Annotated in this window: 21 protein-coding genes and 1 pseudogene; 10 read left to right on the top strand and 12 right to left on the bottom strand. The window is 57.3% G+C overall.

Annotated elements, in window-relative coordinates; genetic code table 11:
• The first annotated feature begins 118 nt into the window (after nucleotides 1-118).
• The 5 genes from IM314_RS02260 (at nucleotide 119) to narI (ending at nucleotide 8,225) form a co-directional block, all read left to right on the top strand.
• The gene (locus IM314_RS02260; protein ID WP_163332279.1) at nucleotides 119-1,504 is read left to right on the top strand and encodes a NarK family nitrate/nitrite MFS transporter; all 1,386 of its coding nucleotides are present in this window, start codon (nucleotides 119-121) and stop codon (nucleotides 1,502-1,504) included.
• A gap of 67 nt (nucleotides 1,505-1,571) precedes the next feature.
• Nucleotides 1,572-5,312 (top strand): nitrate reductase subunit alpha, encoded by a 3,741-nt coding sequence (locus IM314_RS02265; protein ID WP_193358201.1) that lies wholly within the window; start codon nucleotides 1,572-1,574, stop codon nucleotides 5,310-5,312.
• On the top strand, nucleotides 5,309-6,853 hold the full coding sequence (narH, locus tag IM314_RS02270) for a nitrate reductase subunit beta (protein WP_008501747.1): 1,545 nt from the start codon (nucleotides 5,309-5,311) through the stop codon (nucleotides 6,851-6,853). The genes IM314_RS02265 and narH overlap by 4 nt, the downstream gene beginning before the upstream one ends.
• Nucleotides 6,853-7,548, top strand: coding sequence for a nitrate reductase molybdenum cofactor assembly chaperone (narW, locus tag IM314_RS02275; protein ID WP_193358200.1), 696 nt, complete (start codon nucleotides 6,853-6,855; stop codon nucleotides 7,546-7,548). Before narH ends, narW begins: the two co-directional genes overlap by 1 nt.
• Nucleotides 7,545-8,225 carry a respiratory nitrate reductase subunit gamma gene (gene narI / locus IM314_RS02280; protein WP_022648214.1) on the top strand — a complete coding sequence of 227 codons (681 nt, stop codon included), beginning with the start codon at nucleotides 7,545-7,547 and terminating at the stop codon, nucleotides 8,223-8,225. Before narW ends, narI begins: the two co-directional genes overlap by 4 nt.
• A 78-nt stretch (nucleotides 8,226-8,303) precedes the next feature.
• Here narI and nhoA read toward each other — a convergent pair whose 3' ends face one another.
• Nucleotides 8,304-9,149 (bottom strand): N-hydroxyarylamine O-acetyltransferase, encoded by an 846-nt coding sequence (gene nhoA, locus IM314_RS02285; protein ID WP_193358199.1) that lies wholly within the window; start codon nucleotides 9,147-9,149, stop codon nucleotides 8,304-8,306.
• A gap of 108 nt (nucleotides 9,150-9,257) precedes the next feature.
• On the opposite strand from nhoA, the gene IM314_RS02290 reads away from it, so the two are divergent.
• The 4 genes from IM314_RS02290 to IM314_RS02305 all read left to right on the top strand — a co-directional run bounded on the left by IM314_RS02290 (nucleotide 9,258) and on the right by IM314_RS02305 (nucleotide 11,860).
• The gene (locus tag IM314_RS02290; protein ID WP_028013271.1) at nucleotides 9,258-9,830 is read left to right on the top strand and encodes a flavin reductase family protein; all 573 of its coding nucleotides are present in this window, start codon (nucleotides 9,258-9,260) and stop codon (nucleotides 9,828-9,830) included.
• A gap of 138 nt (nucleotides 9,831-9,968) precedes the next feature.
• Nucleotides 9,969-10,682 (top strand): hypothetical protein, encoded by a 714-nt coding sequence (locus IM314_RS02295; protein ID WP_193358198.1) that lies wholly within the window; start codon nucleotides 9,969-9,971, stop codon nucleotides 10,680-10,682.
• A gap of 186 nt (nucleotides 10,683-10,868) precedes the next feature.
• Complete coding sequence (locus IM314_RS02300; RefSeq protein ID WP_193358357.1) at nucleotides 10,869-11,288, top strand: type VI secretion system tube protein TssD; 420 nt, start codon at nucleotides 10,869-10,871, stop codon at nucleotides 11,286-11,288.
• A 146-nt stretch (nucleotides 11,289-11,434) separates the two neighbouring features.
• A complete protein-coding gene (locus IM314_RS02305; RefSeq protein WP_193358197.1) occupies nucleotides 11,435-11,860 on the top strand; it encodes a DUF3828 domain-containing protein in 426 nt (141 codons plus the stop codon).
• A gap of 68 nt (nucleotides 11,861-11,928) precedes the next feature.
• Here IM314_RS02305 and fusA read toward each other — a convergent pair whose 3' ends face one another.
• Nucleotides 11,929-14,028, bottom strand: a complete 2,100-nt coding sequence (gene fusA, locus IM314_RS02310; protein WP_041909807.1) for an elongation factor G — start codon at nucleotides 14,026-14,028, stop codon at nucleotides 11,929-11,931.
• Between the two features lie 160 nt (nucleotides 14,029-14,188).
• Here fusA and IM314_RS02315 point away from each other — a divergent pair, with 160 nt between their 5' ends.
• A complete protein-coding gene (locus IM314_RS02315) occupies nucleotides 14,189-14,503 on the top strand; it encodes a helix-turn-helix transcriptional regulator (RefSeq protein ID WP_041909805.1) in 315 nt (104 codons plus the stop codon).
• A 25-nt stretch (nucleotides 14,504-14,528) separates the two neighbouring features.
• On the opposite strand, the gene IM314_RS02320 is transcribed toward IM314_RS02315, so the two are convergent.
• The 10 genes and pseudogenes from IM314_RS02320 to IM314_RS02370 form a co-directional block, all read right to left on the bottom strand.
• The gene (locus tag IM314_RS02320; RefSeq protein ID WP_193358196.1) at nucleotides 14,529-15,530 is read right to left on the bottom strand and encodes a Kdo(2)-lipid IV(A) acyltransferase; all 1,002 of its coding nucleotides are present in this window, start codon (nucleotides 15,528-15,530) and stop codon (nucleotides 14,529-14,531) included.
• Between the two features lie 192 nt (nucleotides 15,531-15,722).
• Nucleotides 15,723-15,953 (bottom strand): tautomerase PptA, encoded by a 231-nt coding sequence (gene pptA / locus IM314_RS02325; RefSeq protein WP_193358195.1) that lies wholly within the window; start codon nucleotides 15,951-15,953, stop codon nucleotides 15,723-15,725.
• Between the two features lie 37 nt (nucleotides 15,954-15,990).
• Nucleotides 15,991-16,608, bottom strand: a complete 618-nt coding sequence (locus IM314_RS02330; RefSeq protein WP_163332274.1) for a glutathione S-transferase family protein — start codon at nucleotides 16,606-16,608, stop codon at nucleotides 15,991-15,993.
• A gap of 41 nt (nucleotides 16,609-16,649) precedes the next feature.
• Nucleotides 16,650-17,537 (bottom strand): ABC transporter substrate-binding protein, encoded by an 888-nt coding sequence (locus IM314_RS02335; RefSeq protein WP_193358194.1) that lies wholly within the window; start codon nucleotides 17,535-17,537, stop codon nucleotides 16,650-16,652.
• Nucleotides 17,538-17,546: 9 nt separating this feature from the next.
• On the bottom strand, nucleotides 17,547-18,320 hold the full coding sequence (locus IM314_RS02340; RefSeq protein WP_193358193.1) for an amino acid ABC transporter ATP-binding protein: 774 nt from the start codon (nucleotides 18,318-18,320) through the stop codon (nucleotides 17,547-17,549).
• The gene (locus IM314_RS02345) at nucleotides 18,304-19,230 is read right to left on the bottom strand and encodes an amino acid ABC transporter permease (protein WP_028013278.1); all 927 of its coding nucleotides are present in this window, start codon (nucleotides 19,228-19,230) and stop codon (nucleotides 18,304-18,306) included. The genes IM314_RS02340 and IM314_RS02345 overlap by 17 nt, the downstream gene beginning before the upstream one ends.
• A gap of 9 nt (nucleotides 19,231-19,239) precedes the next feature.
• Nucleotides 19,240-19,749 carry a GNAT family N-acetyltransferase gene (locus tag IM314_RS02350; protein WP_028013279.1) on the bottom strand — a complete coding sequence of 170 codons (510 nt, stop codon included), beginning with the start codon at nucleotides 19,747-19,749 and terminating at the stop codon, nucleotides 19,240-19,242.
• Between the two features lie 9 nt (nucleotides 19,750-19,758).
• Nucleotides 19,759-22,022, bottom strand: a pseudogene (locus IM314_RS21895) (NtaA/DmoA family FMN-dependent monooxygenase).
• Nucleotides 22,023-22,038: 16 nt separating this feature from the next.
• Nucleotides 22,039-23,160, bottom strand: a complete 1,122-nt coding sequence (locus IM314_RS02365) for an amidohydrolase (RefSeq protein WP_028013282.1) — start codon at nucleotides 23,158-23,160, stop codon at nucleotides 22,039-22,041.
• A complete protein-coding gene (locus tag IM314_RS02370; protein ID WP_193358192.1) occupies nucleotides 23,157-24,158 on the bottom strand; it encodes an MsnO8 family LLM class oxidoreductase in 1,002 nt (333 codons plus the stop codon). The genes IM314_RS02365 and IM314_RS02370 overlap by 4 nt, the downstream gene beginning before the upstream one ends.
• Between the last annotated feature and the right edge of the window lie 10 nt (nucleotides 24,159-24,168).

Consider the following 24,168-nt stretch of genomic DNA (forward strand, 5'->3'; position numbering starts at 1 on the left):
TTTTTATCTATCCTTTCAGATGTATCCCAAAGCATCCCAAAAAACCAATAACACTTCTTTACTCATCTTTTTGTTTTTACTTCATTTTTCTCTCAAACATGGTAAGTAAGAGGGCGATATGTCGCAACAAAGTGATAAAAGTAATCCTCATCTGTTGAGTAACTGGAAACCTGAAAACGCGCAATTTTGGGAGAATAAAGGAAAACATATCGCACGAAGAAACCTATGGATTTCTGTAGCTTGCCTGCTATTAGCGTTTTGCGTGTGGATGTTATTCAGCGCCGTTGCGGTCAATCTGAATAAAGTCGGATTTAATTTCACCACCGATCAGCTTTTTATGCTAACGGCATTACCTTCTCTCTCCGGCGCGATATTGCGCGTCCCCTACTCGTTTATGGTGCCAATATTTGGCGGACGCTACTGGACGGTATTGAGCACCGTTATCCTGATTATCCCCTGCGTCTGGCTGGGGATAGCCATTCAGGACACCGCGACACCTTACTGGGTCTTTATCGTGATTGCCCTGCTCTGCGGTTTTGCCGGGGCCAACTTTGCCTCCAGCATGGGCAACATCAGCTTCTTCTTCCCCAAGGCAAAACAGGGCAGCGCGCTGGGCATCAACGGCGGGCTGGGAAATCTGGGCGTCAGCGTGATGCAGCTGGTTGCTCCGCTGGTGATTTTCCTGCCAATGTTTACCTTCCTCGGCGTGCACGGCGTACCGCAGGAGGACGGCTCAACGATGTGGCTGGCCAATGCGGCCTGGGTCTGGGCGCCGCTGCTGCTGCTGGCAACCCTTGCGGCGTTTTTTGGCATGAACGATATCGCCAGCTCTAAGGCCTCTATCGCCAGCCAGCTGCCGGTACTGAAGCGCTTTCACCTCTGGCTGCTGAGCCTGCTTTATCTTGCTACCTTCGGCTCGTTTATCGGCTTCTCGGCGGGCTTTGCCATGCTGTCGAAAACCCAGTTCCCGGACGTGAACATTCTGCACCTCGCCTTCTTCGGCCCACTTATCGGTGCGCTGGCGCGTTCAGCGGGCGGGATGATCTCTGACAGGCTGGGCGGCGTGCGCGTCACGCTGATTAACTTCGTCTTTATGGCTATCTTCAGCGCCCTGATCTTCCTGACGCTCCCCGGCTCTGGCTCCGGCAGCTTTATCGCCTTCTACCTGGTCTTTATGGGCCTGTTCCTCACCGCCGGGCTGGGCAGCGGTTCGACCTTCCAGATGATCGCGATTATCTTTCGCCAAATCACCCTCGACCGCGTCAAAAAGCAGGGCGGCACGGACGAGCAGGCGCAGCATGAAGCGGTGACGGAGACCGCCGCCGCGCTGGGCTTTATCTCCGCCATCGGTGCCGTTGGCGGGTTCTTTATCCCTAAGGCGTTCGGCACATCGCTGGCAATGACCGGTTCGCCGGTTGGGGCCATGAAGGTGTTCCTCGTGTTTTACATCGTCTGCGTGTTCGTCACCTGGCTGGTGTATGGCCGTAAATCCTCAAAAAAATAAAAACTACATCTTCGCCAGAGCGTGATGCATCGCACTCCGGCCATGCTATCGAAGCAGGAGAAATGTCATGAGCAAACTGTTGGACCGCTTCCGTTACTTCAAAACAAAAGGCGACAGTTTCGCCGATGGGCACGGGCAGGTGTATCACACCAACCGCGACTGGGAGGACAGCTACCGCCAGCGCTGGCAGTTCGACAAGATTGTGCGTTCCACCCACGGGGTAAACTGTACCGGCTCCTGTAGCTGGAAGATTTATGTCAAAAACGGCCTGGTGACCTGGGAAACCCAGCAGACCGACTATCCCCGCACCCGCCCTGACCTACCCAATCACGAGCCGCGCGGCTGCCCGCGAGGCGCAAGCTACTCCTGGTATCTCTATAGCGCCAACCGCCTTAAGTACCCGCTGGTGCGCCGCAGGCTGATTGAACTCTGGCGCGAAGCGCTGGCGCAGCATACCGATCCGGTGCTGGCCTGGGATGCCATCCAGAACGATCCGCAAAAGGCGCAAAGCTACAGGAAGGCGCGGGGTAAAGGCGGGTTTATCCGCTCAAACTGGAAAGAGCTGAACCAGCTGATCGCCGCCGCTAACGTCTGGACCATCAAAAACTACGGCCCGGACCGCGTGGCCGGTTTTTCGCCTATTCCGGCGATGTCGATGGTCTCCTACGCCGCCGGAACGCGCTATCTCTCCCTGCTGGGCGGCACCTGCCTGAGCTTCTACGACTGGTACTGCGACCTGCCGCCTGCGTCGCCGATGACCTGGGGCGAGCAGACCGACGTGCCGGAGTCCGCCGACTGGTACAACTCCAGCTATATCATTGCCTGGGGCTCGAACGTGCCGCAGACGCGTACTCCGGACGCCCACTTCTTTACCGAGGTGCGCTACAAAGGCACCAAGACCGTTGCGATTACGCCGGACTTCTCGGAGGTCGCCAAGCTCAGCGACCAGTGGCTGGCCCCCAAACAGGGCACCGACAGCGCCCTCGCCATGGCGATGGGCCACGTCATCCTCAAAGAGTTCCACCTCGATAACCCGAGCGATTACTTCCTTAACTACTGCCGCCGCTACACCGACATGCCGATGCTCGTTCTGCTGGACGAGCAGGCTGACGGTCGCGTGGTGCCGGGCCGGATGCTGCGCGCCTCCGATCTCGTCGACGGACTGGGGGAGGCCAATAACCCAGAGTGGAAGACCGTCGCCTTCGATATTGCCGGTAACCTGGTGGTGCCAAACGGCTCGATCGGCTTCCGCTGGGGGGAAAAAGGCAAATGGAACCTGGAGCCTCAGGCTGCGGGCCATGAAACAGAACTCACACTCTCCCTGCTGATTACCCACGACAGCGTGGCGGACGTCGCGTTCCCCTACTTTGGCGGCAACGAAAACCCGCATTTTCGTAGCGTGAAGCAGGAGCCGGTGCTGACGCGCCGCGTGCCGAGCAAAACCCTGACGCTCGCCGACGGCAGCCAGAAACGCGTGGTCAGCGTTTACGATCTGGTGCTGGCTAACTACGGTCTCGATCGCGGCCTGGAAGACAGTAACGCCGCAGACAGCTATGACCAGATCAAAGCCTACACGCCCGCCTGGGGCGAGCAGATCACCGGCGTGCCCGCGTACCTGATCGAAAAAATTGCCCGCGAGTTCGCCGACACGGCGCACAAAACGCACGGTCGCTCGATGATCATTCTGGGTGCCGGGGTGAACCACTGGTACCATATGGACATGAACTACCGCGGGATGATCAATATGCTGGTCTTCTGCGGCTGCGTCGGGCAGAGCGGCGGCGGCTGGTCCCACTATGTCGGCCAGGAGAAGCTGCGCCCGCAAACCGGCTGGCTGCCGCTGGCCTTCGCGCTGGACTGGAACCGCCCGCCGCGCCAGATGAACAGCACCTCGTTCTTCTACAACCACGCCAGCCAGTGGCGCTACGAGAAGCTCACTGCGCAGGAGCTGCTCTCCCCGCTGGCGGACGCGTCGAAGTTCACCGGACATCTGATCGACTTTAACGTTCGCGCCGAGCGCATGGGCTGGCTGCCGTCGGCCCCGCAGCTCAACCTCAACCCGCTGCACGTCAAGGCGCGTGCGGACGCGGCGGGCATGACGCCGCAGGAGTACACCGTTCAGGCGTTGAAATCGGGCGAAATCCGCTTCGCCTGCGAACAGCCGGACAACGGCAAGAACCACCCGCGCAACCTGTTCGTCTGGCGCTCTAACCTGCTCGGCTCGTCCGGGAAAGGCCACGAGTACATGCTGAAATACCTGCTCGGCACCGAGAGCGGCATTCAGGGTGAAGATTTAGGCTCAACGGATGACGTGAAGCCTGAAGAGGTGGAGTGGCAAACCGCCGCCATCGAGGGCAAACTCGACCTGCTGGTGACGCTCGATTTCCGCATGTCCAGCACCTGCCTGTTCTCCGATATCGTCCTGCCGACCGCCACCTGGTATGAAAAGGACGACATGAATACCTCGGACATGCACCCGTTTATTCATCCGCTTTCCGCCGCCGTTGACCCGGCGTGGGAATCGCGCAGCGACTGGGAGATCTACAAAGGCATCGCCAAAGTCTTCTCCGAGGTGTGCGTTGGCCATCTGGGCACAGAAACCGACGTGGTGCTCCAGCCGCTGCAGCATGACTCCCCGGCGGAGCTGTCGCAGCCGTTTGATATTCAGGACTGGCGCAAAGGGGAATGTGACCTGATCCCCGGCAAAACGGCGCCGAACATCGCGGTGGTGGAGCGTAACTACCCGGAAACTTACGAACGCTTCACCGCCCTCGGCCCGCTGATGGACAAGCTCGGCAACGGCGGGAAAGGCATTTCGTGGAACACGCAGAACGAGGTCGATTTCCTCGGCAAGCTGAACTACGTCAAGCTCGACGGCCCGGCGAAAGGCCGCCCGCGCATTGAAACCGCCATTGACGCCTCGGAGGTGATCCTCGCCCTCGCCCCGGAAACCAACGGACAGGTGGCGGTGAAGGCCTGGGAAGCGCTCGGGGAACTGACCGGGCGCGACCACACCCATCTGGCGCTGAACAAGGAAGACGAGAAAATCCGCTTCCGCGACATTCAGGCGCAGCCGCGCAAAATCATCTCCAGCCCGACGTGGTCCGGCCTTGAGAGCGAGCACGTCTCCTATAACGCGGGCTATACCAACGTCCACGAGCTGATTCCGTGGCGCACCCTTTCGGGCCGCCAGCAGCTGTATCAGGATCATCCGTGGATGCGCGCCTTCGGGGAGAGCCTGGTGGCCTATCGCCCACCGATTGATACCCGCAGCGTGACCCACATGCGCGAGATCCCGCCGAACGGCTTCCCGGAAAAAGCGCTGAACTTCCTGACGCCGCACCAGAAATGGGGCATCCACTCCACCTACAGCGAAAACCTGCTGATGCAGACCCTGTCGCGCGGGGGCCCCATCGTCTGGATCAGCGAAACCGACGCGCGCGAGCTAGGCATAGAGGACAACGACTGGATCGAAGCCTTCAACGCCAACGGCGCCCTCACCGCCCGCGCGGTGGTCAGCCAGCGCGTGCCGCCGGGCATGACCATGATGTACCACGCCCAGGAGCGCATCCTGAACATTCCGGGGTCAGAAGTGACCGGACGGCGCGGCGGGATCCACAACTCGGTCACCCGCGTCTGCCCAAAACCGACGCACATGATCGGCGGCTATGCACAACTGTCCTACAGCTTCAACTATTACGGCACCGTCGGCTCGAACCGCGACGAGTTCATCATGATCCGCAAAATGAAAAACATTAACTGGCTGGACGGCGAAGGTCGGGATCAGGTACAGGAGGCGAAAAAATGAAAATACGCTCACAGGTTGGCATGGTTCTGAATCTCGATAAATGCATCGGCTGCCACACCTGCTCGGTCACCTGCAAGAACGTCTGGACCGGGCGCGAAGGGATGGAGTATGCGTGGTTTAACAACGTCGAAACCAAGCCGGGCATCGGCTATCCGAAAAACTGGGAAGATCAGGAGGAGTGGCAAGGCGGCTGGATCCGCGGCATACACGGCAAGCTGACGCCGCGCCTCGGCGGCAAAATGGGCGTGCTGTCGAAGATTTTCGCCAACCCCGTCCTGCCGCAGATTGACGATTATTACGAACCCTTCACCTTTGACTATCAGGATCTGCACCGCGCGCCGGAGGGGGATCACCTCCCTACCGCCCGCCCCCGCTCGCTGATCGACGGCAAGCGGATGGACAAAATCGTCTGGGGGCCAAACTGGGAGGAACTGCTGGGCGGCGAGTTCGAAAAGCGCGCCCGCGACCGCAACTTCCAGAAGATCCAGAAGGAGATGTACGGCCAGTTTGAAAACACCTTCATGATGTATCTGCCGCGCCTGTGCGAGCACTGCCTGAACCCGAGCTGCGTGGCCACCTGCCCGAGCGGCGCGATTTACAAGCGCGAAGAGGACGGCATTGTGCTGATCGATCAGGATAAATGCCGCGGCTGGCGCCTGTGCATCAGCGGCTGCCCGTACAAGAAAATTTACTTCAACTGGAAAAGCGGCAAGTCAGAAAAATGCATCTTCTGCTATCCGCGCATTGAGTCCGGCCAGCCGACCGTTTGTTCGGAGACCTGCGTCGGGCGAATCCGTTATCTCGGCGTGCTGCTGTACGACGCGGACCGTATTGAAGAGGCCGCCAGCACCGAGCATGAAACCGATCTTTACGAGCGCCAGTGCGACGTGTTCCTCAACCCTAACGATCCGGCGGTGATTGAGGAAGCGCTGAAACAGGGCATTCCACAGAACGTGATTGATGCCGCCCAGCGTTCGCCGGTCTACAAGATGGCGATGGACTGGAAGCTGGCCCTGCCGCTGCATCCTGAATACCGCACCCTGCCGATGGTCTGGTACGTGCCGCCACTGTCGCCGATTCAGTCCTACGCGGATGCGGGCGGCCTGCCGCAGAGTGACGGCGTCCTGCCAGCCGTGGAAAGCCTGCGCATTCCAGTGCAGTACCTGGCAAACATGCTCAGCGCGGGCGATACCGGCCCGGTGCTGCGCGCCCTGAAGCGCATGATGGCGATGCGTCACTATAAACGCTCCCAGACCGTGGAAGGCGTGACCGATACCCGCGCCATTGAGGAAGTGGGCCTGACCGAAGCGCAGGTTGAAGAGATGTACCGCTATCTCGCCATCGCTAACTACGAAGACCGCTTCGTGATCCCGACCAGCCACCGCGAAATGGCGCGCGACGCCTTCCCGGAGAAAAACGGCTGCGGCTTCACCTTTGGCGACGGCTGCCACGGCTCCGACACCAAATTCAACCTCTTCAACAGCAGCCGCATCGACGCGATTAACATCACCGAGGTGCGCGAACACGGGGAGGGAGAATAATGCAGATCCTTAAAATCATCGCGCTGCTGATTGAGTATCCCGATGAGCTGCTGTGGGAAAACCGCGATGAGGCGCTTTCCCTGGTTGAGCAGGACGCGCCCATGCTGCTGCCGTTTGCCCGGCAGCACCTGAGCGCCCCGCAGCTGGATAAACAGGCCGAATGGTGCGAAGTGTTTGAACGCGGGCGCGCAACGTCGTTGCTGCTGTTCGAGCACGTTCACGCCGAGTCCCGCGATCGTGGTCAGGCGATGGTCGATCTGATGAGCCAGTATGAGAAAGCCGGGCTGGAGCTGGACTGCCGCGAGCTGCCCGACTATCTGCCGCTCTACCTGGAGTACCTCAGCCTCGTCACCGACGACGAGGCGCGTGAAGGATTGCAAAATGTCGCGCCGATCCTGGCGCTGATTGGTGGTCGCCTCAAGCAGCGCGGCGTGGCGCATTACCAGCTGTTTGACGCCCTGCTGACGATGGCCGGTACGCGGCTTTCCAGCGACAGCGTGGCGAAGCAGGTGTCCGGTGAAAAACGGGATGATACCCGTCAGGCGCTGGACGCCGTGTGGGAAGAGGAACAGGTGAAGTTTATCGAAGACAACGCCTCATCGTGCGACAGTTCGCCGATGCAGCAATATCAACGACGCTTTAGCCAGGACGTCGCGCCGCAGTACGTGGACGTCAGCGCCGGAGGCCCAAAATGACGCACTACCTGAACGTGTTTTTCTATGATATTTACCCGTATATCTGTGCTACCGTTTTTTTCCTCGGCAGCTGGCTGCGCTACGACTACGGGCAATACACCTGGCGGGCCTCATCGAGCCAGATGCTCAGCAAGCGCGGGATGAACTGGGCCTCTAACCTGTTTCATATCGGGATTCTGGGGATCTTCTTCGGGCACCTGTTCGGCATGTTAACCCCGCACTGGATGTACGCCTGGTTTTTACCCGTCGCGGTTAAACAGCAGTTGGCCATGATTGCGGGAGGCATTTGCGGCGTACTGACGCTGATTGGTGGGTCAATGCTGCTGATCCGCCGCCTCTTCAACCAGCGGGTACGCGCCACGTCCACCACGCCGGATATTATCATCATGAGTATCCTGCTGCTTCAGTGCATCCTGGGGCTGTCGACCATTCCTTTCTCCGCGCAATATCCTGACGGAAGCGAGATGATGAAGCTGGTCGGCTGGGCGCAGGGGATAGTGACGTTTAAGGGGGGCTCGTCGGAGATGTTGAGCGGCGTCGCGCCGATCTTCCGCGTGCATCTGGTGCTGGGGATGACGATCTTCCTCATCTTCCCGTTCACCCGTCTGGTGCACGTGTGGAGCGCACCGTTTGAGTATTTTACCCGTCGGTATCAGGTGGTGAGATCGCGCCGTTGATTTTGTCGGGTGCGGCTACGCCTTACCGGACCTACGTTCACACTCCCGTAGGTCCGGTAAGGCGTAGCCGCCACCGGGCTATTTCCCTGCCTGCGGATGCGTATCAAACCCCGCCATCACTGCCGTCAGCTCGGCCAGTGTAAAGCCGTGCTTCGGATCAGCAACGCCAAGGCCAAACCGCTCCTGCATCAGCTTATACAGCGCCTCCGCATCCGGCAAATGGATCTGCTCCTCCACGTGACCGTTCTGCCAGTGGGTAAAGTTGAAGTTAGTCAGCGTCAGCTTGCCGCCGTCCGGCAGGTGGCGACACATCAGCAGATGATGACGAAAATGGGACTGCGGCCAGTGCGCCGACCAGAAGTTCCCCATCACGTAATCGCTGAAATACTGCGTCGTCAGGTCAAAGTGGTACATCGACTGCCAGTGCTCGTGGTGACGGAACTGTAATACCCAGTCGTTACCCTCGCTCAGAAGACGGTACATGCCGTGAGGGGTTTCCTGTTCCTCGTTGGCGAGCAGGCGAATCGGCGCCGTCAGCGTCTGTCCACCAAACCCCACGTCGGCAATCCAGCGCTCGCCGTTCAGCTCAACCAGCAGCAGGCGGTGCGTGCGCGGCGGCATCTGCGACGGATTTGCCAGTACGACCCGCCCCAGCACGCTGCGCACGTTAAACCCGACTTCACGCAACACGCGCTCGAAAAGGCCGTTTTGCTCAAAGCAATATCCTCCGCGTCGCGCCGTCACCAGCTTGTCGACCAGACATTGATCGTCAAGATGGATTTCGCGCGGCAGGACGACATCAATATTTTCGAACGGGATCGCACAGTTGTGGTGTAAATGCAGCGCGCGCAGGGTGTCTATATCAACCCGTGTCGGTTGCGCCCACCCAATGCGGGCAAAATAGTCAGTCAGAAAGGGGGACATACATCATTTTCCTTTGATTGTGATGTTCTGTTTATAAACTAATTTTATGCACTCACTTTGATTTACGTGCTTTTTCGTCATACTCATCGTTACAGATGAGGAGATCCTATGAGCCACTTTCGCCCTGTTGAATTACGTCATGCCAGCCGTCTGCTGAACCACGGCCCTACCGTGCTGATCACCAGCCGCGATGAAACCCTGGACAGACGCAACGTGATGGCCGCCGCATGGTCAATGCCCGTTGAGTTTGAACCGCCGCGCATCGCGATTGTGGTGGACAAAAGTACCTGGTCACGTGAGCTGATTGAGCACAGCGGGAAGTTTGGCATCGTCATCCCCGGCGTGGCGGCAGCTAACTGGACATACGCTGTCGGCAGCGTCAGCGGGCGCGACGAGGACAAATTCAACTGCTACGGGATCCCGGTCGTGAACGGCCCTGAGCTCGGGCTGCCGGTGATTGAAGAAAAATGTCTGGCGTGGATGGAGTGCCGATTACTTCCCGTCACCTCTGCGGCAGAGAAATACGACACGCTGTTTGGAGAAGTGGTTTCAGCGGCAGCCGATGAGCGCGCGTTTGTCGCCGGGCGCTGGCAGTTTGACGGGGATAAGTTGAATACGCTGCATCATCTAGGGGCTGGGACATTTGTGGCGAGCGGGAAAATGGTGAAGGCGCTAGATTGATAAGATCAATCATATATCATTGAAATATTATGATTTTATATAACATTTAATGCTTACCCGCTGTTAGAAAAAAAGAGGATACTCGCTATGTTTTAGAACTAATGACGTAAATATAAAGCTTTAAAAGGGCCTTACAGCATGACAGCATCTGATTATTTAAGGATAAAATTTCAGAGTGACCACCATTTGGCCCTCACTATGGAGAACGCAATTGGCGGCATTTTGCAGTCGGCAAAAGGAGTTGCATCCGACATATATTCCGGTATTGAGCGAGTCAGTTGGTATTCTTCATGTTTTATTCCCAGGTACAATGATATCTGTCAGGAGTTACAAGCTGAAGAAATCAGAACGCTTTACTCAATAGAGTCGATATTCAAACACGCCGATGTTATTGCTCACGTATTTTATCTGTACCTGAAAACCGTATGTGATGACGTAAAGGATGGCAACCCAGAAGGTTCAGCCCGTAAACTCACAAAAAGAATTGCAGAATTCAGCTCTCACATCAACGTAGCGGGAGCTACACGCTATGCGTTTGCTACTGCCGCCTCGATCATGCTTTCTCACTCCAGCCTTATGTCCAAACTTGTTGTTGAACGCCTGTCTGCGAAATTGCCACAAGGGATCTTCGTCCTTCAATTTTATGGCATTCAACAAAAATGCGCACTCGCTGCCCGCCATTTGAAAGCGATTAACTCCGATTATTACTGGATTCTGTACCAGGCAAAACTGGAGATGCTCTATTATTTTTGCGAACCCATTCTTTCAAAATTATTTGAAAGAATGAAATTGAATTCCTTTTCAAGTCTGGATGATTTAGCCGATTTTATAGAAAGGGATTTAAATGTTTAAGAACCTAATCAGACTGTTATTAGAAAGCGTAGTCTTTCCTGCGCTTGTCATTGGTTTTGGCTTGCTATGGCTTCATCTTTTTCCGGAGCATTGCTTGTTATTGACATTGCTTACAATCTTCATTCTGGTTTGGTTATTTCCTCGATTAACTTCACTCATAACGAAAATGAAATAAAAGGATGTACTATGTCTAATCCAGCTTATATGTGGTTAACGGATGAAAATGGTTCACCCATGACGGGTTCATCGCTGGTCTCCGGACGTATCGGGGCTATTGAGCTAAAATCACTCACTCATAATGTCAATATTCCAGCCGATAGCAATACAGGTCGCCTGACGGGTACACGAATTCACGCACCGATTATGTTTCAGAAAGAGTTCGATCGGGTAACGCCTCTTTTATACAAAGCTTTAACTACCGGGGTCACGCTCAAATCAGCAATGATAAAAATGTACATGATTAACGAAACTGGAGTAGAAATCGAGTATTTTAACATTCTACTTGACAATGTTAAAATCACGTCAATAACACCTGATTTATACCCTGGCGTAGGCTCCGGCACTCACCTGGAAACAGTTCTTCTTCGATATGAAAGTATTACCTGAAAGCACTGTGAAGGTAATATCGTTTACAAAGATAGCTGGAACCATAGAGTGGTAGCATAAGCTATTGGCACTGCCTCAATGACAGCATCCTATTTCTTCCGCCTGGTATTTGATCAACCTCATTACGAACTGTTCAGGCACGACTAATGAAAATACTTTGCTTTCTTTTTTTTGCCCTGTCTCCGCTCGCGGTCGCTGAAAGCGTCAATGCCCCAGGGCTGGCAGCGCTAAAATTCAATCAGAGGTATATGGCTCAGCTAAATGAGGACAAACCGCCCGTTCTGAATCCAGATATCATGAATGAATACGTTGCCTCAGGGACAATTAATGCAATTAAAGAAATGTACTCAGGAGAAAGTAACGAAAAAGACATGCCCGATGCGGATATGTTCATCAAATCACAGGATTGGGATGAGGACTGGAATCAGATAACCATCCTGCACTCTGATTTTGACGCCGTTTGCACAAACGTTTATATCGCGTTTGGTAAGAAGCAAGATCACGTTGTTGCAGATTGTCTTATTGAAGAACAAGGGAAATGGAAAGTCCGCTCGGCAACGCTAATTAAGTAACATGGATAATCTCCGTGTCGTAAAAAAAGCACATGGTAGCCCACCGACTACCATGTGCAATTAATTAACTACTTCGCACGCCGCGCAATAATCTCATCCGCCACATTTCGCGGGGCTTCCGCAAAATGATGGAACTCCATCGTGTACGTCGCGCGTCCCTGGGACATCGAACGCAGCGTGGTGGCGTAACCAAACATCTCGGCCAGCGGCACATCGGCGCGGATAATCTGGCTTCCGTACTGCTCCGCCATTCCCTGCACCATGCCGCGTCGGGAAGAGAGATCGCCCATGATGTTCCCGGCGTACTCTTCCGGCGTTTCCACCTCCACGTGCATGATCGGCTCAAGGATCACCGGATCCGCCCTGCGAGCGCCCTCCTTGAAGCCGAGGATCGCCGCCATGCGGAACGCCATCTCCGAGGAGTCGACGTCGTGGTACGAACCAAAGGTCAGGGTCGCTTTGACATCCACCACCGGATAGCCCGCCAGCACGCCGCTGTTCATCGCTTCCCGCAGCCCTTTCTCCACGGACGGGATATACTCACGCGGCACCACGCCGCCCTTGGTGGCATCTTCAAATACAAAACCACTTCCGGGCTCCAGCGGCTCCAGGCTCAGGACCACATGACCGTACTGCCCTTTCCCACCGGACTGTCGGACAAATTTCCCTTCAATATCCTTCACCGCCTTGCGCAGGGTTTCCCGGTAGGTTACCTGCGGACGACCAATGTTCGCCTCGACGCCAAACTCACGCTTCATGCGGTCGACGATAATCTCGAGGTGTAACTCACCCATCCCGGAGATAATGGTCTGACCGGACTCCTCGTCAGTATGCAGGCGGAAAGACGGGTCTTCCGCCGCCAGACGCTGCAGCGCAATGCCCATTTTCTCCTGGTCTCCCTTGGTTTTCGGCTCAATTGCCAGCGAGATCACCGGGTCCGGGAACTCCATGCGCTCAAGCGTGATCACGGCGTTCGGATCGGTGAGCGTGTCACCGGTGGTCACGTCTTTTAACCCGACACAGGCCGCGATATCGCCCGCGCGCAGTTCATCCACCTCATGGCGATCGTTGGCATGCATCAGCACGATGCGCCCGATGCGCTCTTTCTTCTCTTTCACCGGGTTATAGACCGCGTCGCCTTTGCGCAGCACGCCAGAGTAGACCCGGATAAAGGTCAACTGCCCGACGTACGGGTCGCTCATCAGCTTGAACGCCAGCGCCGAGAACGGCTCATCATCACTCGGATGACGCTCCGCGTGCTGCCCTTTTTCATCCACGCCGTCAATGGCCGGCACGTCCAGCGGCGACGGCATCAGCTCAATCACCGCATCGAGCATGCGCTGAACGCCTTTATTTTTAAAGGCGCTGCCGCACAGCATCGGCTGGATTTCGCCCGAGATGGTGCGAATTCGCAGCCCTTTGATGATTTCCGCTTCCGTCAGGTCGCCCGTTTCCAGGTATTTGTCCATCAGTTCATCGCTGGCTTCCGCCGCCGCGGAGACCATTTTTTCCCGCCACTCCTGGGCGGTACTGACTAAATCGTCCGGCACGGGGGCATAGGTAAACACCATACCCTGCGTCGCATCGTCCCACAGAATGGTGCGCATCTTGATGAGATCGACCACGCCGGTGAAATGATCTTCGGCACCCACCGGGATGACAATCGGCACCGGATTGGCCTTCAGGCGCTCCTGCATCATCCGCACGACGCGGAAGAAATCGGCACCCGGGCGGTCCATTTTGTTGACGAAGGCCAGACGCGGTACGTGATATTTATTGGCCTGACGCCAGACGGTTTCCGACTGCGGCTGCACGCCACCCACGGAGTCATACACCATCACCGCGCCGTCGAGCACGCGCATGGAACGCTCCACCTCAATGGTGAAGTCCACGTGCCCCGGGGTGTCGATGATGTTAATCCGGTGCGGCTCAAAGCCTCTGTCCATGCCTGGCCAGAAGCAGCTGACCGCCGCGGACGTAATGGTGATCCCGCGCTCTTGCTCCTGCGCCATCCAGTCGGTGGTTGCCGCGCCATCGTGTACTTCACCCAGCTTGTGGCTCATCCCGGTATAAAACAGGATGCGCTCAGTGGTGGTGGTTTTACCGGCATCGATATGCGCGGAGATACCGATGTTGCGATAACGTTCGAGAGGAATGGGTCGGGGCATGATATTTCCTTAGTCACTATGACGTGTTTGTGACGACCGGGATGGTCGTGCATTGGTTCGTTTGCTATAATAGTCCTATTGTACGAGTATTATCGAACTATTTTTTAAGGGTTGACCTATTGTTGATATAGCTCAATCTGACATCACGCGCAGGAAAACGATGATCCCTAACCACCCAGAAACTGAACAAATACTGCTGGAAAATGTGCTGTTTGCCCTCGGCAACCCGCTCCGGCTATCGATTATTCGCCGGCTCGCCGATGGCAGCGAACTCAGCTGTAACGCACTGCGCCCGGAAGATGTGGTGAAGTCCACGATGACCCACCACTGGCGCGTGTTGCGCGACAGTGGGGTCATCTGGCAGCGTCCGCAGGGACGAGAAAATATGATTTCACTGCGTCGGGAGGATCTGGATGCCCGTTTTCCCGGGCTGATGGAAATACTGCTAAAGGCCAAAAGCGCTGCCGGAAACTAGCTCCAGCAGCCTTTTGCGTGGCGTTTTAGTGCTGCATGCCCGACTGCTGCGAGAATTCATCGTCGGTTAAGCCAGCCCGAGGGGGCGCGGAGATTTTTTTAGGGGCATATCTGTCCGGCACGCCCTCAGGACGCGTCTTGAAGCGACGGTGCAGCCACATATACTGCTCCGGCGCCATCAGCACCGCGCACTCGATCGCCCGGTTCATCTGGGTTGCGACAGACTCTTTATCCGCACCCTGCAATGACGCGCTGATATCTTCAAGAATAATCAGCTCGTACCCTGTACCGTCCTCTCTGCGGCGCGGCACAAACGGAATAACGGCAGGCTTAGCGCTTTTGACCAGCATATAGCTGCCCGCCGTCGTGGCGACATCCGGGACGGCGAAGAATGGCGCAAACACGCTGTTGGCTTTGCCATAGTCATGATCCGGCGCGTACCAGAGAATTTCATTCTGCTTCAGGGCACGGATCATGCCTTTTAAATCATGACGATCCAGCATGGTTTTATTAGAACGCAGACGGCCGCGCGTTTGTAGCCAGTCCAGGAGCGCATTATTGTTGGGACGATAAACCCCAATACCGGGGTTAAGCATGCCAAATATCCGCGCGCCCAGCTCAAGCGTCAGAAAATGCATGCCAACCAGCACCACGCCCTTCCCCTGCGCCCTGGCCTGCTCCATATGTTCGTAACCGCGCACGGTAAAGCATTTACGCACCCGCCATTCAGGCCAGAACCACGCCATGCCGGTTTCGATTACCCCCATTCCCACGGATTCAAAATTTCGCTGCAGCAAAGATTCACGCGCTTCTGCTTCCATCTGCGGAAAGCAAAGCTCCAGGTTGCGGCGGGCAATCTCGACACGGCGCGGTAAAAGGCGCATGGCTAACCGGCCCAGAGCGTGTCCGAGTTTGAACAACAGCGGGTAAGGCAGCAGCATGATAAGCCACAGGGCGGCGATGCCTGTCCAGCTTAGCCAGTATCGCGGGTGGAAAAAAGCAGGTGAAAACCGGGGTAATTTTGTCATGCGAAAATTATCCTTTAATGTGACTGTCCTTAATTGATTCTGTTGTCGATCTTTCCTAAGGATTGATGAAATGTCGGTCGTGAACGTTAAGTATAACGGATCAGATAAAACTTATTTTTATCGTTTTTTGCGAAAAGAAGGCGTAAGCGGCAGGAGAAACCGGGTAAGACGATGACCTCACCCGGCGAAAGATTACATTGAATACCCGGGCTTTTTAATCAACTCGTCCAGCTTCGGTCCGATTTCGGTATCCCAGACCTGTGCTTTCCAGTCTTCCGGGTTTACCTGGTTCAACGCCACCGATACTGAACTGTCTTTGCTGTTGAAATGGCGAATTATCACCTCGGCGATATCTGCCGCCAGCGCGGTTTTTTGCTCGTCGTAAAGATCGCGGGGAAAACATTTGATATCTACGTGTGGCATATGCAGGCTTCCTGTTATGTGTGAGCATTCCACGTTATCAGATAATTTTGTTTGCCTTTAACACCTCGTGCAGTTCCGGCAGTTGACACACGGTATCCGCAATCGCCGTAAGCTTCGGCGTATTTGTCGCAAACCACTCATGGCGAGGCCCCCAGGTGCGCGCCACCGCAACATACACATCCAGCAGCGTCAGCCGTTCACCCAGCGCAAACGGCGCGGCCTTAAGCTGATTTTCAAACCACAAATAGAGGGATTTCCGGTACTCAATGCAGTTTTTCTGCAGCTGTTCCGGCGCATCAGGCACCCAGCGTTCGGGATAATCGGCATAGGTAAAGGTGGGATAGACGTTCGCCACGAACCAGATGAGCAGACGCTGAAACTGCTGACGCTCGGCCTGCCCCACGGGCGGGGCGAGATCGGGACAACGGTCGAGCACCATCAGAGCAATCGCCGCCGTTTCGGTCATGATGGCGCCATTTTCCAGCTCCAGCGTCGGCACCTGGCACAGCGGGTTGAGTTTTTGCAGCAGTTCACGCTGCGGGCCGGGCTGGTCAAACCCGTCAACGTTCACAAATTGATAAGGAATATCAGCCAGGGTCAGCATCACTTCACTGATTGCCGAGCCCCAGCCGGGTACGCCATAGAGTTTCATCATGTTGCCCCCTCAGGAGTGAAAATCCTAAGTGTAGAGCACCATTAGTAGGTTATCCCAGGCGGGTTGACCTCCGATTGCGCCACCGCTTCGCCCTGTTCGCCCCAGCGCGCCAGCACCTTCTGGTAATCACCGCGCTCAATCGCCCCGTTCAGCGCGGCCTGCAGCGCGTACACCAGCCCATTGCCTTTTTTGGTCGTGGTGGCGACATAAGCTTTTTTCGGACCTAAACCGACCACGCGGGTTTTGCCGGTGAGCGCCGCTTTGTAAGCTGAAACCGACTGAGGGCCAAAGAACACGTCCGCCCTGCCGGACTGGATATAGAGATTGCCCGAGGCATCGTCGTGGAGATAGACCGGCAGCGCAGGCGCTCGCCCCGCCTTTTTATTCTCTTCGTTCCAGCCCAGCAGGATGCGCTCCTGATTGGTACCCGAGCCAACAATCACCTTTTTCCCGGCCAGATCTTCCGCGCTTTTGATTGATTGAATCTCGCTGGTGGACTTCACCGAAAACGCCAGCGAATCGACGCGGTAGGTCGCAAAATCAAACTTCTCTTTACGCTGTTCGGTCACCGCAATGTTCACCAGCGCCACGTCGTAGCGCCCGGAAGCGATCCCCAGCGGCCAGTCTTCCCACGCCGTTGGCACCAGCTTTAGCTTCAGCCCCAGGCAGCCCGCCAGCAGGCGGGCGATATCCGGGTCGCTGCCAATCCGCGTGCGGTTATCGCTGGCCAGCAGCGCCAGCGGCGGGGAGTTCAGCATCGAGACGGCGACCGTCAGCGTACCCGGCTCAACGAATTTATAACCGGCGGGGATCTTCGCCACGGCCTGCCGATCCACCGTCACCGGCAGCGGCTGCTCGTTGGCTTTCAGATCGATGCTGGCGTGGCTTGCCGTTGTGAAGACCAGCCCCGCCAGAAGTCCGTATTTCATCTGCGCTCCTTACAGCACTTTTGACAGGAACTGGCGCGTTCGCGCGTGCGACGGACGGTTCAATACCGCGTCGATGCTGCCCTGCTCCACGATTTTCCCGTCGACCATAAACACCACCTGATCCGCCACCTCGCGGGCAAAGCCGATCTCGTGGGTGACCACCACCAGCGTAGTGCCGGACCGGGCCAGTTTTTTGATCACGTCCAGCACCTCTCCCACCAGCTCCGGATCCAGCGCGGAAGTCGGCTCATCAAATAGCATCACGCGGGGGCGTAGCGCCAGCGCGCGGGCAATCGCAATGCGCTGCTGCTGCCCGCCGGAGAGATGGCGAGACCAGGCATCGGCCTTATCCCGCAGCCCGACCACATCCAGCAGGCTGTATGCCCTTTCCACCGCCTCTTTTTTGCTGAGCTTCTTATGCGCGATGGGCGCCTCAATCAGGTTTTCCAGCACCGTGAGGTGAGGAAAGAGATTGAAGTTCTGAAACACATAGCCCACGTTGACGCGCTGCTTGAGGATCTCTTTCTCCTTCAGCTCGTAGAGCTTGTCGCCCTGACGACGGTAGCCAATGTAGTCCCCGTCGATCTGAATAAAGCCTTCGTCGACGCGCTCCAGATGGTTAATGGTGCGCAGCAGCGTCGATTTACCCGAGCCTGAGGGCCCGAGAATGACCGTCACGGAACCGGGCGGGATCTCAAGCGAAACGTTGTCGAGCGCCTTATGGCGACCAAAATACTTGCTGACGCCGGTAATCGAGATATGTCCTTCAGGAGAGGCTTGCATGGATAGGCTCCTGTGCTGGCGTGGTGGTGACGGAACGGGTTCGACGGGCGGCACGGTTCTGATTAACCGCAGAGCGGCGTTCGCTGCGGGCGAGTGCGCGTTCAACACCGTACTGAATGGCCGACAAAACGGTGGTAATCACCAGGTACCAGGCGGCACCGACCATCAGCAGCGGGATCACCTCCTGGGTGCGGTTGTAGATCATCTGAATGGTATAGAACAGCTCCGGCATCGCCAGGACGTACACCATCGCCGTGCCCTTGGCGAGGCTGATAATTTCATTGAACCCCGACGGCAGAATGGTGCGCAACGCCTGAGGCAAAATGATGCGCACCGTGCGGCGCCAGGCCGGCAGGCCGAGCGCGGCGGCGGCCTCATATTGTCCGTGATCGACGCCGAGGAATCCACCGCGAATGATCTCGGCGGTATAGGCGCTCTGCACCAGCGTTAGCCCCACCACGGCGGTAGAGAACTGCCCCAGCACGTTGATGGTTTCAAAGCTGCCCCAGGTGATGCCGGTGAACGGCACGCCGAGCGAGAGCGTGTCGTAGAGATAGGAAAAGTTGTAGAGAATGATCAGCACCACGATCAGCGGCAGCGAGCGAAACAGCCAGATATAGCCCCACGCCAGGCTGCTCAGCAGCCACGACGAGGAGAGTCTCGCCAGCGCCAGCATGCCGCCCAATACCACGCTCAGTGCGGTACCGATCAGGGTAAGCAGCAGAGTCTGCCCTACGCCTTCGAGAATAACCGGGTCAAAGAACCAGCGGGCAAACACCGCCCACTCCCAGCGCGGGTTGAAAGCGACGGACTGGATCACGACCGCCAGGACAAACAGCGCCACCGCGGCGCCGACGGTCCGCAGCGGATAACGCGCCGGGACCACCTTAATGGTTTCAACGTTGCTCATCGTCGTTCCTCATGCGGTTTTACTGAACGCTTCGCGTACCAGCGTTTTAGTGAAGCGCAGCCGACCATCAAACGGCGGCTGGCTGTACTCTTCCGGATCCCGGTTCAGATCAAACTGTGGCTGGTAGCCCTGGCTGAGATAGAGCCTGACCGCTTCCGGCTGGCGAAAACCGGTTGTCAGGTAGATCTGGCTGTAACCTGCCAGCACCGCCCTGCGCTCCAGCTCCTGCACTACGCGTCCGGCAAGCCCCTGCTGACGCAGGGTTTTGTCCGTCCAGATGCGCTTGATTTCCGCGGTGCGTTCGTCGAAGGGTTTGTACGCACCGGTGGCGATGATTTTTCCGTCACGCTCCAGAACGATAAACAGCCCCTGCGGCGCTAAATACCACTCGGTGAGTTCCACTTCCGCGTCTTTAGAGAAGTAGTCACCGTAGCGGGCGGCATATTCACCGAACAGCCCCTCGATAATGGGCTGAAGTTCGGCATCTTCCGGTGAAACGTCACGAAATTGTTCACGCATAGCGCCTCCTTAATCACCCAGGCCATCAGGATTCACTTCTGACTGCGGAATACGCTCAACGCCTTCCCCCCAGCGGTTCAGCACTTTGTCGTAATCACCGTTTTTGATGACGCCGTTCAGCGCGGTTTGCACCGGCTCAACCAGCCCGCTGCCTTTCTTCAGCGTCACCGCAATGTGCGCCGCCTTCGGCCAGCCGCCGTCGACGCTGCCGACCAGTTTAGTTTTCCCGTTCAGCGCCGCCTTCCATGCGCCAATCACGTTCGGGCCAAAGTAGGCATCCGCGCGCCCGGACTGGAGCGCCAGCGTTTGCGCCGCATCGTCTTTGGTGTAGATCGGGGTAAACGGTTTCAGCCCCTTCTTCAGGTTTTCAGCATTCCATGCCAGCAGGATGGCCTCCTGATTGGTCCCGGAACCAACGATAATCCGCAGCCCGGCGATGTCCTCAGCCTTCTGAAGCGATTCGATCGGGCTGGTCGATTTCACGTAGAAACCGAGGGAGTCCTTACGGTAGGTGGCGAAATCAAACTTCTCTTTGCGCGCTTTGGTAACGGTAATGTTGCTGATGGCGGCATCATATTTCCCGGACGCCACGCCCAGCGGCCAGTCTTCCCACGACGTTGGCACCACGTTCAATTCAAGCCCGAGGCTGTCGGCCACCAGACGGGCGACGTCAACTTCACTCCCGAGCAGCGTTTTGTTGTCGTCGGAAAATACCGTCAGCGGCGGTTGATTGAGGCCCGCCACCGCCACGGTAAATTTCCCCGGCACGGCGAAGCGATAATCTTTCGGCAGCTGCGCCACTGCATCGCTGTTTTTGGCGGTATTGATCGGCGTTTTATTGGCCTCGATGCTCACGCCGGTGCCGTTAATGTTCACATTCTCTGCCCAGACGGCAGGGGTAAAGGCCAGCGCGAGCGCCAGAATAAGCGATGTTTTCTGCATAGCGGAGTTCTCTTTTATTGTTGTGTGAACTGGTTTTTCGGTTGGTCTAAGCCAAGGCTTTCGCGCAGCGTGGTTCCCGGGTAGTCGGTGCGGAACAGGCCGCGGGCCTGTAAAACGGGCACCACCTGGTCAACAAAGCGCGGAAAGGTATCCGGCGTACCGCCCTGGATGATGAAGCCGTCTGCGGCATAGCCTTCAAACCAGGCCTGCAGACCGTCGGCGACCTCCTCCGGCGTGCCGGAAAAGCGCGGGCGCGGCGATGCGGCCTCAAGCGCCACCTGGCGCAGGGTTAAGTTGCGCTCGCGGGCATTTCGCTTAATTTCATCGGTGGTGCTGCGGAAGCTGTTTTTGCCTAAGTCACCGATATCCGGGAACGGCTCGTCGAGCGGGTATTGGCTGAAATCGTGATGTTCAAAATAGCGCCCGAGGTAATTGAGGGCATCGGTAACCGACACCAGCGCCGCCGTGGTTTGATACTGGTTTTCCACGTCATCGGCGTCTTTACCCACAATCACGCTGACGCCCTGGAAGATATGTAAATCTGACGCGCGGCGGCCGTTTGTTTCCAGCTGCTGCTTCACGTCGCGGTAAAACGCTTTTGCCTCGTCGAGCGTTTCGTGATGAGTGAAAATGGCGTCGGCATGTTTTGCCGCCAGCTTTTTCCCGTCGTCCGAGGCGCCCGCCTGAAAAACAATCGGACGCCCTTGCGGGGTGCGACCAATATTCAGCGGACCGGCGACCTGGAAGAAGTCACCGTGGTGATCGAGGGTATGCAGCCTGGCCGGGTCAAAAAACTGACCGCTCTCTTTGTTGCGGATAAACGCGTCGCCTTCCCAGGAGTCCCACAGCCCTTTCACCACGTCGAGATACTCATCCGCAATGCGATAGCGCAGCGCATGCTCGGGGTGTTTTTCGCGAGAGAAGTTCTTTGCCGACCCTTCCAGCGGCGAAGTCACCACGTTCCAGCCCGCACGTCCGTTGCTCAGATGATCGAGGCTGGCGAACTGGCGCGCCGTGGTAAAGGGTTCGCTGTAGGAGGTGGATAACGTTCCCACCAGCCCCAGACGCGTGGTGATGCTTGCCAGCGCGGATAATACCGTTAACGGCTCAAAGCGGTTTAAAAAATGCGGAATGGATTTCTCATTTATATAAAGACCGTCGGCAACGAATAAAAAATCGAGTTTGCCCTCCTCCGCTTTTAACGCCGTCTCTTTTACAAATTCAAAATTAATGCTGGCATCCGCGACCGCCGCCGGATGACGCCAGGCGGACATATTGCCCGATGCACCATGCAAAATGGTCCCAAGCCGCAGTTGACGATGTGCAGACATATTTACCTCTCCAGAATTAAACGTGTTGCAGGGCTTTTTCCGCCAGCTGTGCAAAATAGCGGGCTGCGGGCTCAATCAGGGCTTCGTCAGGATTAAACGCCGGGTGGTGTAAACCATACGGGCTGTTGCTGCCGATGCTGACAAACGCGCCGGGAACAGACTGCAGGTAGACCGCAAAATCTTCCCCGCCCATATGCAGTTCCGCGTGCCGGGTTTCATAACCGGCCTCACGCGCGACCGAGGTGGCGAAGTCGGCCCAGCGCTCGTCGTTCACCAGCGCAGTGGGCCCGGCATACCAGGTGATGTCGATCTGCGCGCTGAAGGCGCTGGCAAACCCGGCGGCAATTTCACCCACGCGGGCCTTCACGTTCTGCTGCACTTCCGTGCGATGGGTACGCAGCGTGCCTTCCAGCTCGACGCTTTCCGGCAGCACGTTCCAGGTGTTACCCCCTGCGATGCGGGTGACGCTCAGCACCACCGAGTCCAGCGTATTGACGTTGCGGCTGGCGACGCTTTGCAGCGCCGTCACCAGCTGGCTCGCCAGCACAATGGCGTCGTTGCCTTCGTGCGGGCGGGCCGCATGTGCGCCCTTACCGGTAATGCGAATCACGAAGCGATCGACGTTGGCGTAGAACGGCCCGCCGCGGGTGGCGAACTCACCCACCGGCAGGCCAGGCTCGTTGTGCATACCGAAAATCGCGCTGACATCGCGCAGGGCACCGGCGCGCACCATGCTCTTCGCACCGCCAAAGTTCTCTTCGGCAGGCTGAAACAGGATGCGTACCCGGCCGTTAAGCGAGGCCTCCCGCTCTTTCAGCTTTAACGCGGCGCCGAGGATGACGCTGGTGTGGATATCGTGTCCGCAGGCGTGCATCACCCCGGCATGCTGTGAGCTAAACGGCACGCCGCTGCGCTCCTCAATTGGCAGGGCATCAATGTCTGCCCGCAGCGCAATCAGCTTGCTACCGGTTCCGATTTCAGCCACCAGACCGGTCGGCAGATCGTAAGGCTGTGGGGGAATACCGGCATTCGTCAGCCACTGGCGCAGGCGCGCGGTGGTCTCCACTTCCTGGCCGGACAGCTCCGGGTTCCGGTGCAGCTCACGACGCCAGGCAATCAGTTGTTCGCCGAAGCTCATACGGTGACCTCCCTGTTAAGACGCGCCTCGGCCAGCAGACGCAGAGACGCGACGCGCGTTGCCCCCTCCGCGACCGGCGTGTCGATGATAAATTCGTCAATGCCCCACTGTTCGTGCAGCGCGTTAAGCTGTTCCAGCACCGACTCAGCCGTGCCCGCCAGCAGCGACTGGGCCCGACGGGCAATGCGCACCGGCTCGCTCCCCGCCTGACGGGCAAAGGCGTAGGCCTGCTCCTCGCTGGCGACGGTTACGCGCTGGCCGTTTGCCAGCTCAACGCCCCACACTTCGACCTTCTGCGCCAGCGCGTCCGCTTCGGCCAGGGTCGGCGCGACAACCGCCTGCACCGCCACAATCACCTCCCGCGCGCTGTTCTTCCGCCAGATCGATACCACCTCGCGCAGCAGCTCCGGATCGCCGTTCAGGTGTGCGGCAAAGACGAAGTGCCAGTCGAGCGATGCGGCGAGCAGCGCGCTTTCGGGGCTGGCCCCCAGCAGGAAACCTTGTGCAGGGACCGGCGGCAACGGCGTGGCACGAACGGCCTCTTCCGCCGACTGGTTTTCAGGACGGATCCAGCGATCGAGCTGCGTCAGCTGTTCGGCAAAGCTGCCCTTTTCCTGCTGATTCAGGCCCTGCTGAAGCGCGCGGGTTGAGAGCGGCAAACCGCCGGGGGCTTTCCCGACGCCCAGATCCACGCGACCCGGCGCCAGCGCGGCCAGAACGTTAAAGTTTTCAGCGACTTTATAGGGGCTGTAGTGTTGAAGCATGACGCCGCCAGAGCCCACGCGGATGCGTTTCGTTTGCCCGAGGATCCAGGCAATCAGCAGTTCCGGCGAGGGGCTGGCGAGCTGTGGTGTGTTGTGGTGTTCGGCAATCCAGAAGCGGTGATAGCCCAGATTTTCCGCCTGTTGCGCCAGCGCTAACGTCCGCGCCAGCGCATCGGCAGCCGTTTCATTTTCAGCGATGGGGCTTTTATCCAGAATGCTGATTCGCCATGACATGTTGCGTTCT

Source organism: Enterobacter cloacae complex sp. P42RS (genome assembly GCF_014930595.1).
GTDB lineage: Bacteria > Pseudomonadota > Gammaproteobacteria > Enterobacterales > Enterobacteriaceae > Enterobacter > Enterobacter bugandensis.

Bases quoted from the DNA above. Each gene is read 5' to 3' on its own strand.
- IM314_RS02260 (WP_163332279.1), top strand. From the start codon at position 119: ATGTCGCAACAAAGTGATAAAAGTAATCCTCATCTGTTGAGTAACTGG.
- IM314_RS02265 (WP_193358201.1), top strand. From the start codon at position 1,572: ATGAGCAAACTGTTGGACCGCTTCCGTTACTTCAAAACAAAAGGCGAC.
- narH (WP_008501747.1), top strand. From the start codon at position 5,309: ATGAAAATACGCTCACAGGTTGGCATGGTTCTGAATCTCGATAAATGC.
- narW (WP_193358200.1), top strand. From the start codon at position 6,853: ATGCAGATCCTTAAAATCATCGCGCTGCTGATTGAGTATCCCGATGAG.
- narI (WP_022648214.1), top strand. From the start codon at position 7,545: ATGACGCACTACCTGAACGTGTTTTTCTATGATATTTACCCGTATATC.
- nhoA (WP_193358199.1), bottom strand. From the start codon at position 9,149: ATGTCCCCCTTTCTGACTGACTATTTTGCCCGCATTGGGTGGGCGCAA.
- IM314_RS02290 (WP_028013271.1), top strand. From the start codon at position 9,258: ATGAGCCACTTTCGCCCTGTTGAATTACGTCATGCCAGCCGTCTGCTG.
- IM314_RS02295 (WP_193358198.1), top strand. From the start codon at position 9,969: ATGACAGCATCTGATTATTTAAGGATAAAATTTCAGAGTGACCACCAT.
- IM314_RS02300 (WP_193358357.1), top strand. From the start codon at position 10,869: ATGTCTAATCCAGCTTATATGTGGTTAACGGATGAAAATGGTTCACCC.
- IM314_RS02305 (WP_193358197.1), top strand. From the start codon at position 11,435: ATGAAAATACTTTGCTTTCTTTTTTTTGCCCTGTCTCCGCTCGCGGTC.
- fusA (WP_041909807.1), bottom strand. From the start codon at position 14,028: ATGCCCCGACCCATTCCTCTCGAACGTTATCGCAACATCGGTATCTCC.
- IM314_RS02315 (WP_041909805.1), top strand. From the start codon at position 14,189: ATGATCCCTAACCACCCAGAAACTGAACAAATACTGCTGGAAAATGTG.
- IM314_RS02320 (WP_193358196.1), bottom strand. From the start codon at position 15,530: ATGACAAAATTACCCCGGTTTTCACCTGCTTTTTTCCACCCGCGATAC.
- pptA (WP_193358195.1), bottom strand. From the start codon at position 15,953: ATGCCACACGTAGATATCAAATGTTTTCCCCGCGATCTTTACGACGAG.
- IM314_RS02330 (WP_163332274.1), bottom strand. From the start codon at position 16,608: ATGATGAAACTCTATGGCGTACCCGGCTGGGGCTCGGCAATCAGTGAA.
- IM314_RS02335 (WP_193358194.1), bottom strand. From the start codon at position 17,537: ATGAAATACGGACTTCTGGCGGGGCTGGTCTTCACAACGGCAAGCCAC.
- IM314_RS02340 (WP_193358193.1), bottom strand. From the start codon at position 18,320: ATGCAAGCCTCTCCTGAAGGACATATCTCGATTACCGGCGTCAGCAAG.
- IM314_RS02345 (WP_028013278.1), bottom strand. From the start codon at position 19,230: ATGAGCAACGTTGAAACCATTAAGGTGGTCCCGGCGCGTTATCCGCTG.
- IM314_RS02350 (WP_028013279.1), bottom strand. From the start codon at position 19,749: ATGCGTGAACAATTTCGTGACGTTTCACCGGAAGATGCCGAACTTCAG.
- IM314_RS02365 (WP_028013282.1), bottom strand. From the start codon at position 23,160: ATGAGCTTCGGCGAACAACTGATTGCCTGGCGTCGTGAGCTGCACCGG.
- IM314_RS02370 (WP_193358192.1), bottom strand. From the start codon at position 24,158: ATGTCATGGCGAATCAGCATTCTGGATAAAAGCCCCATCGCTGAAAAT.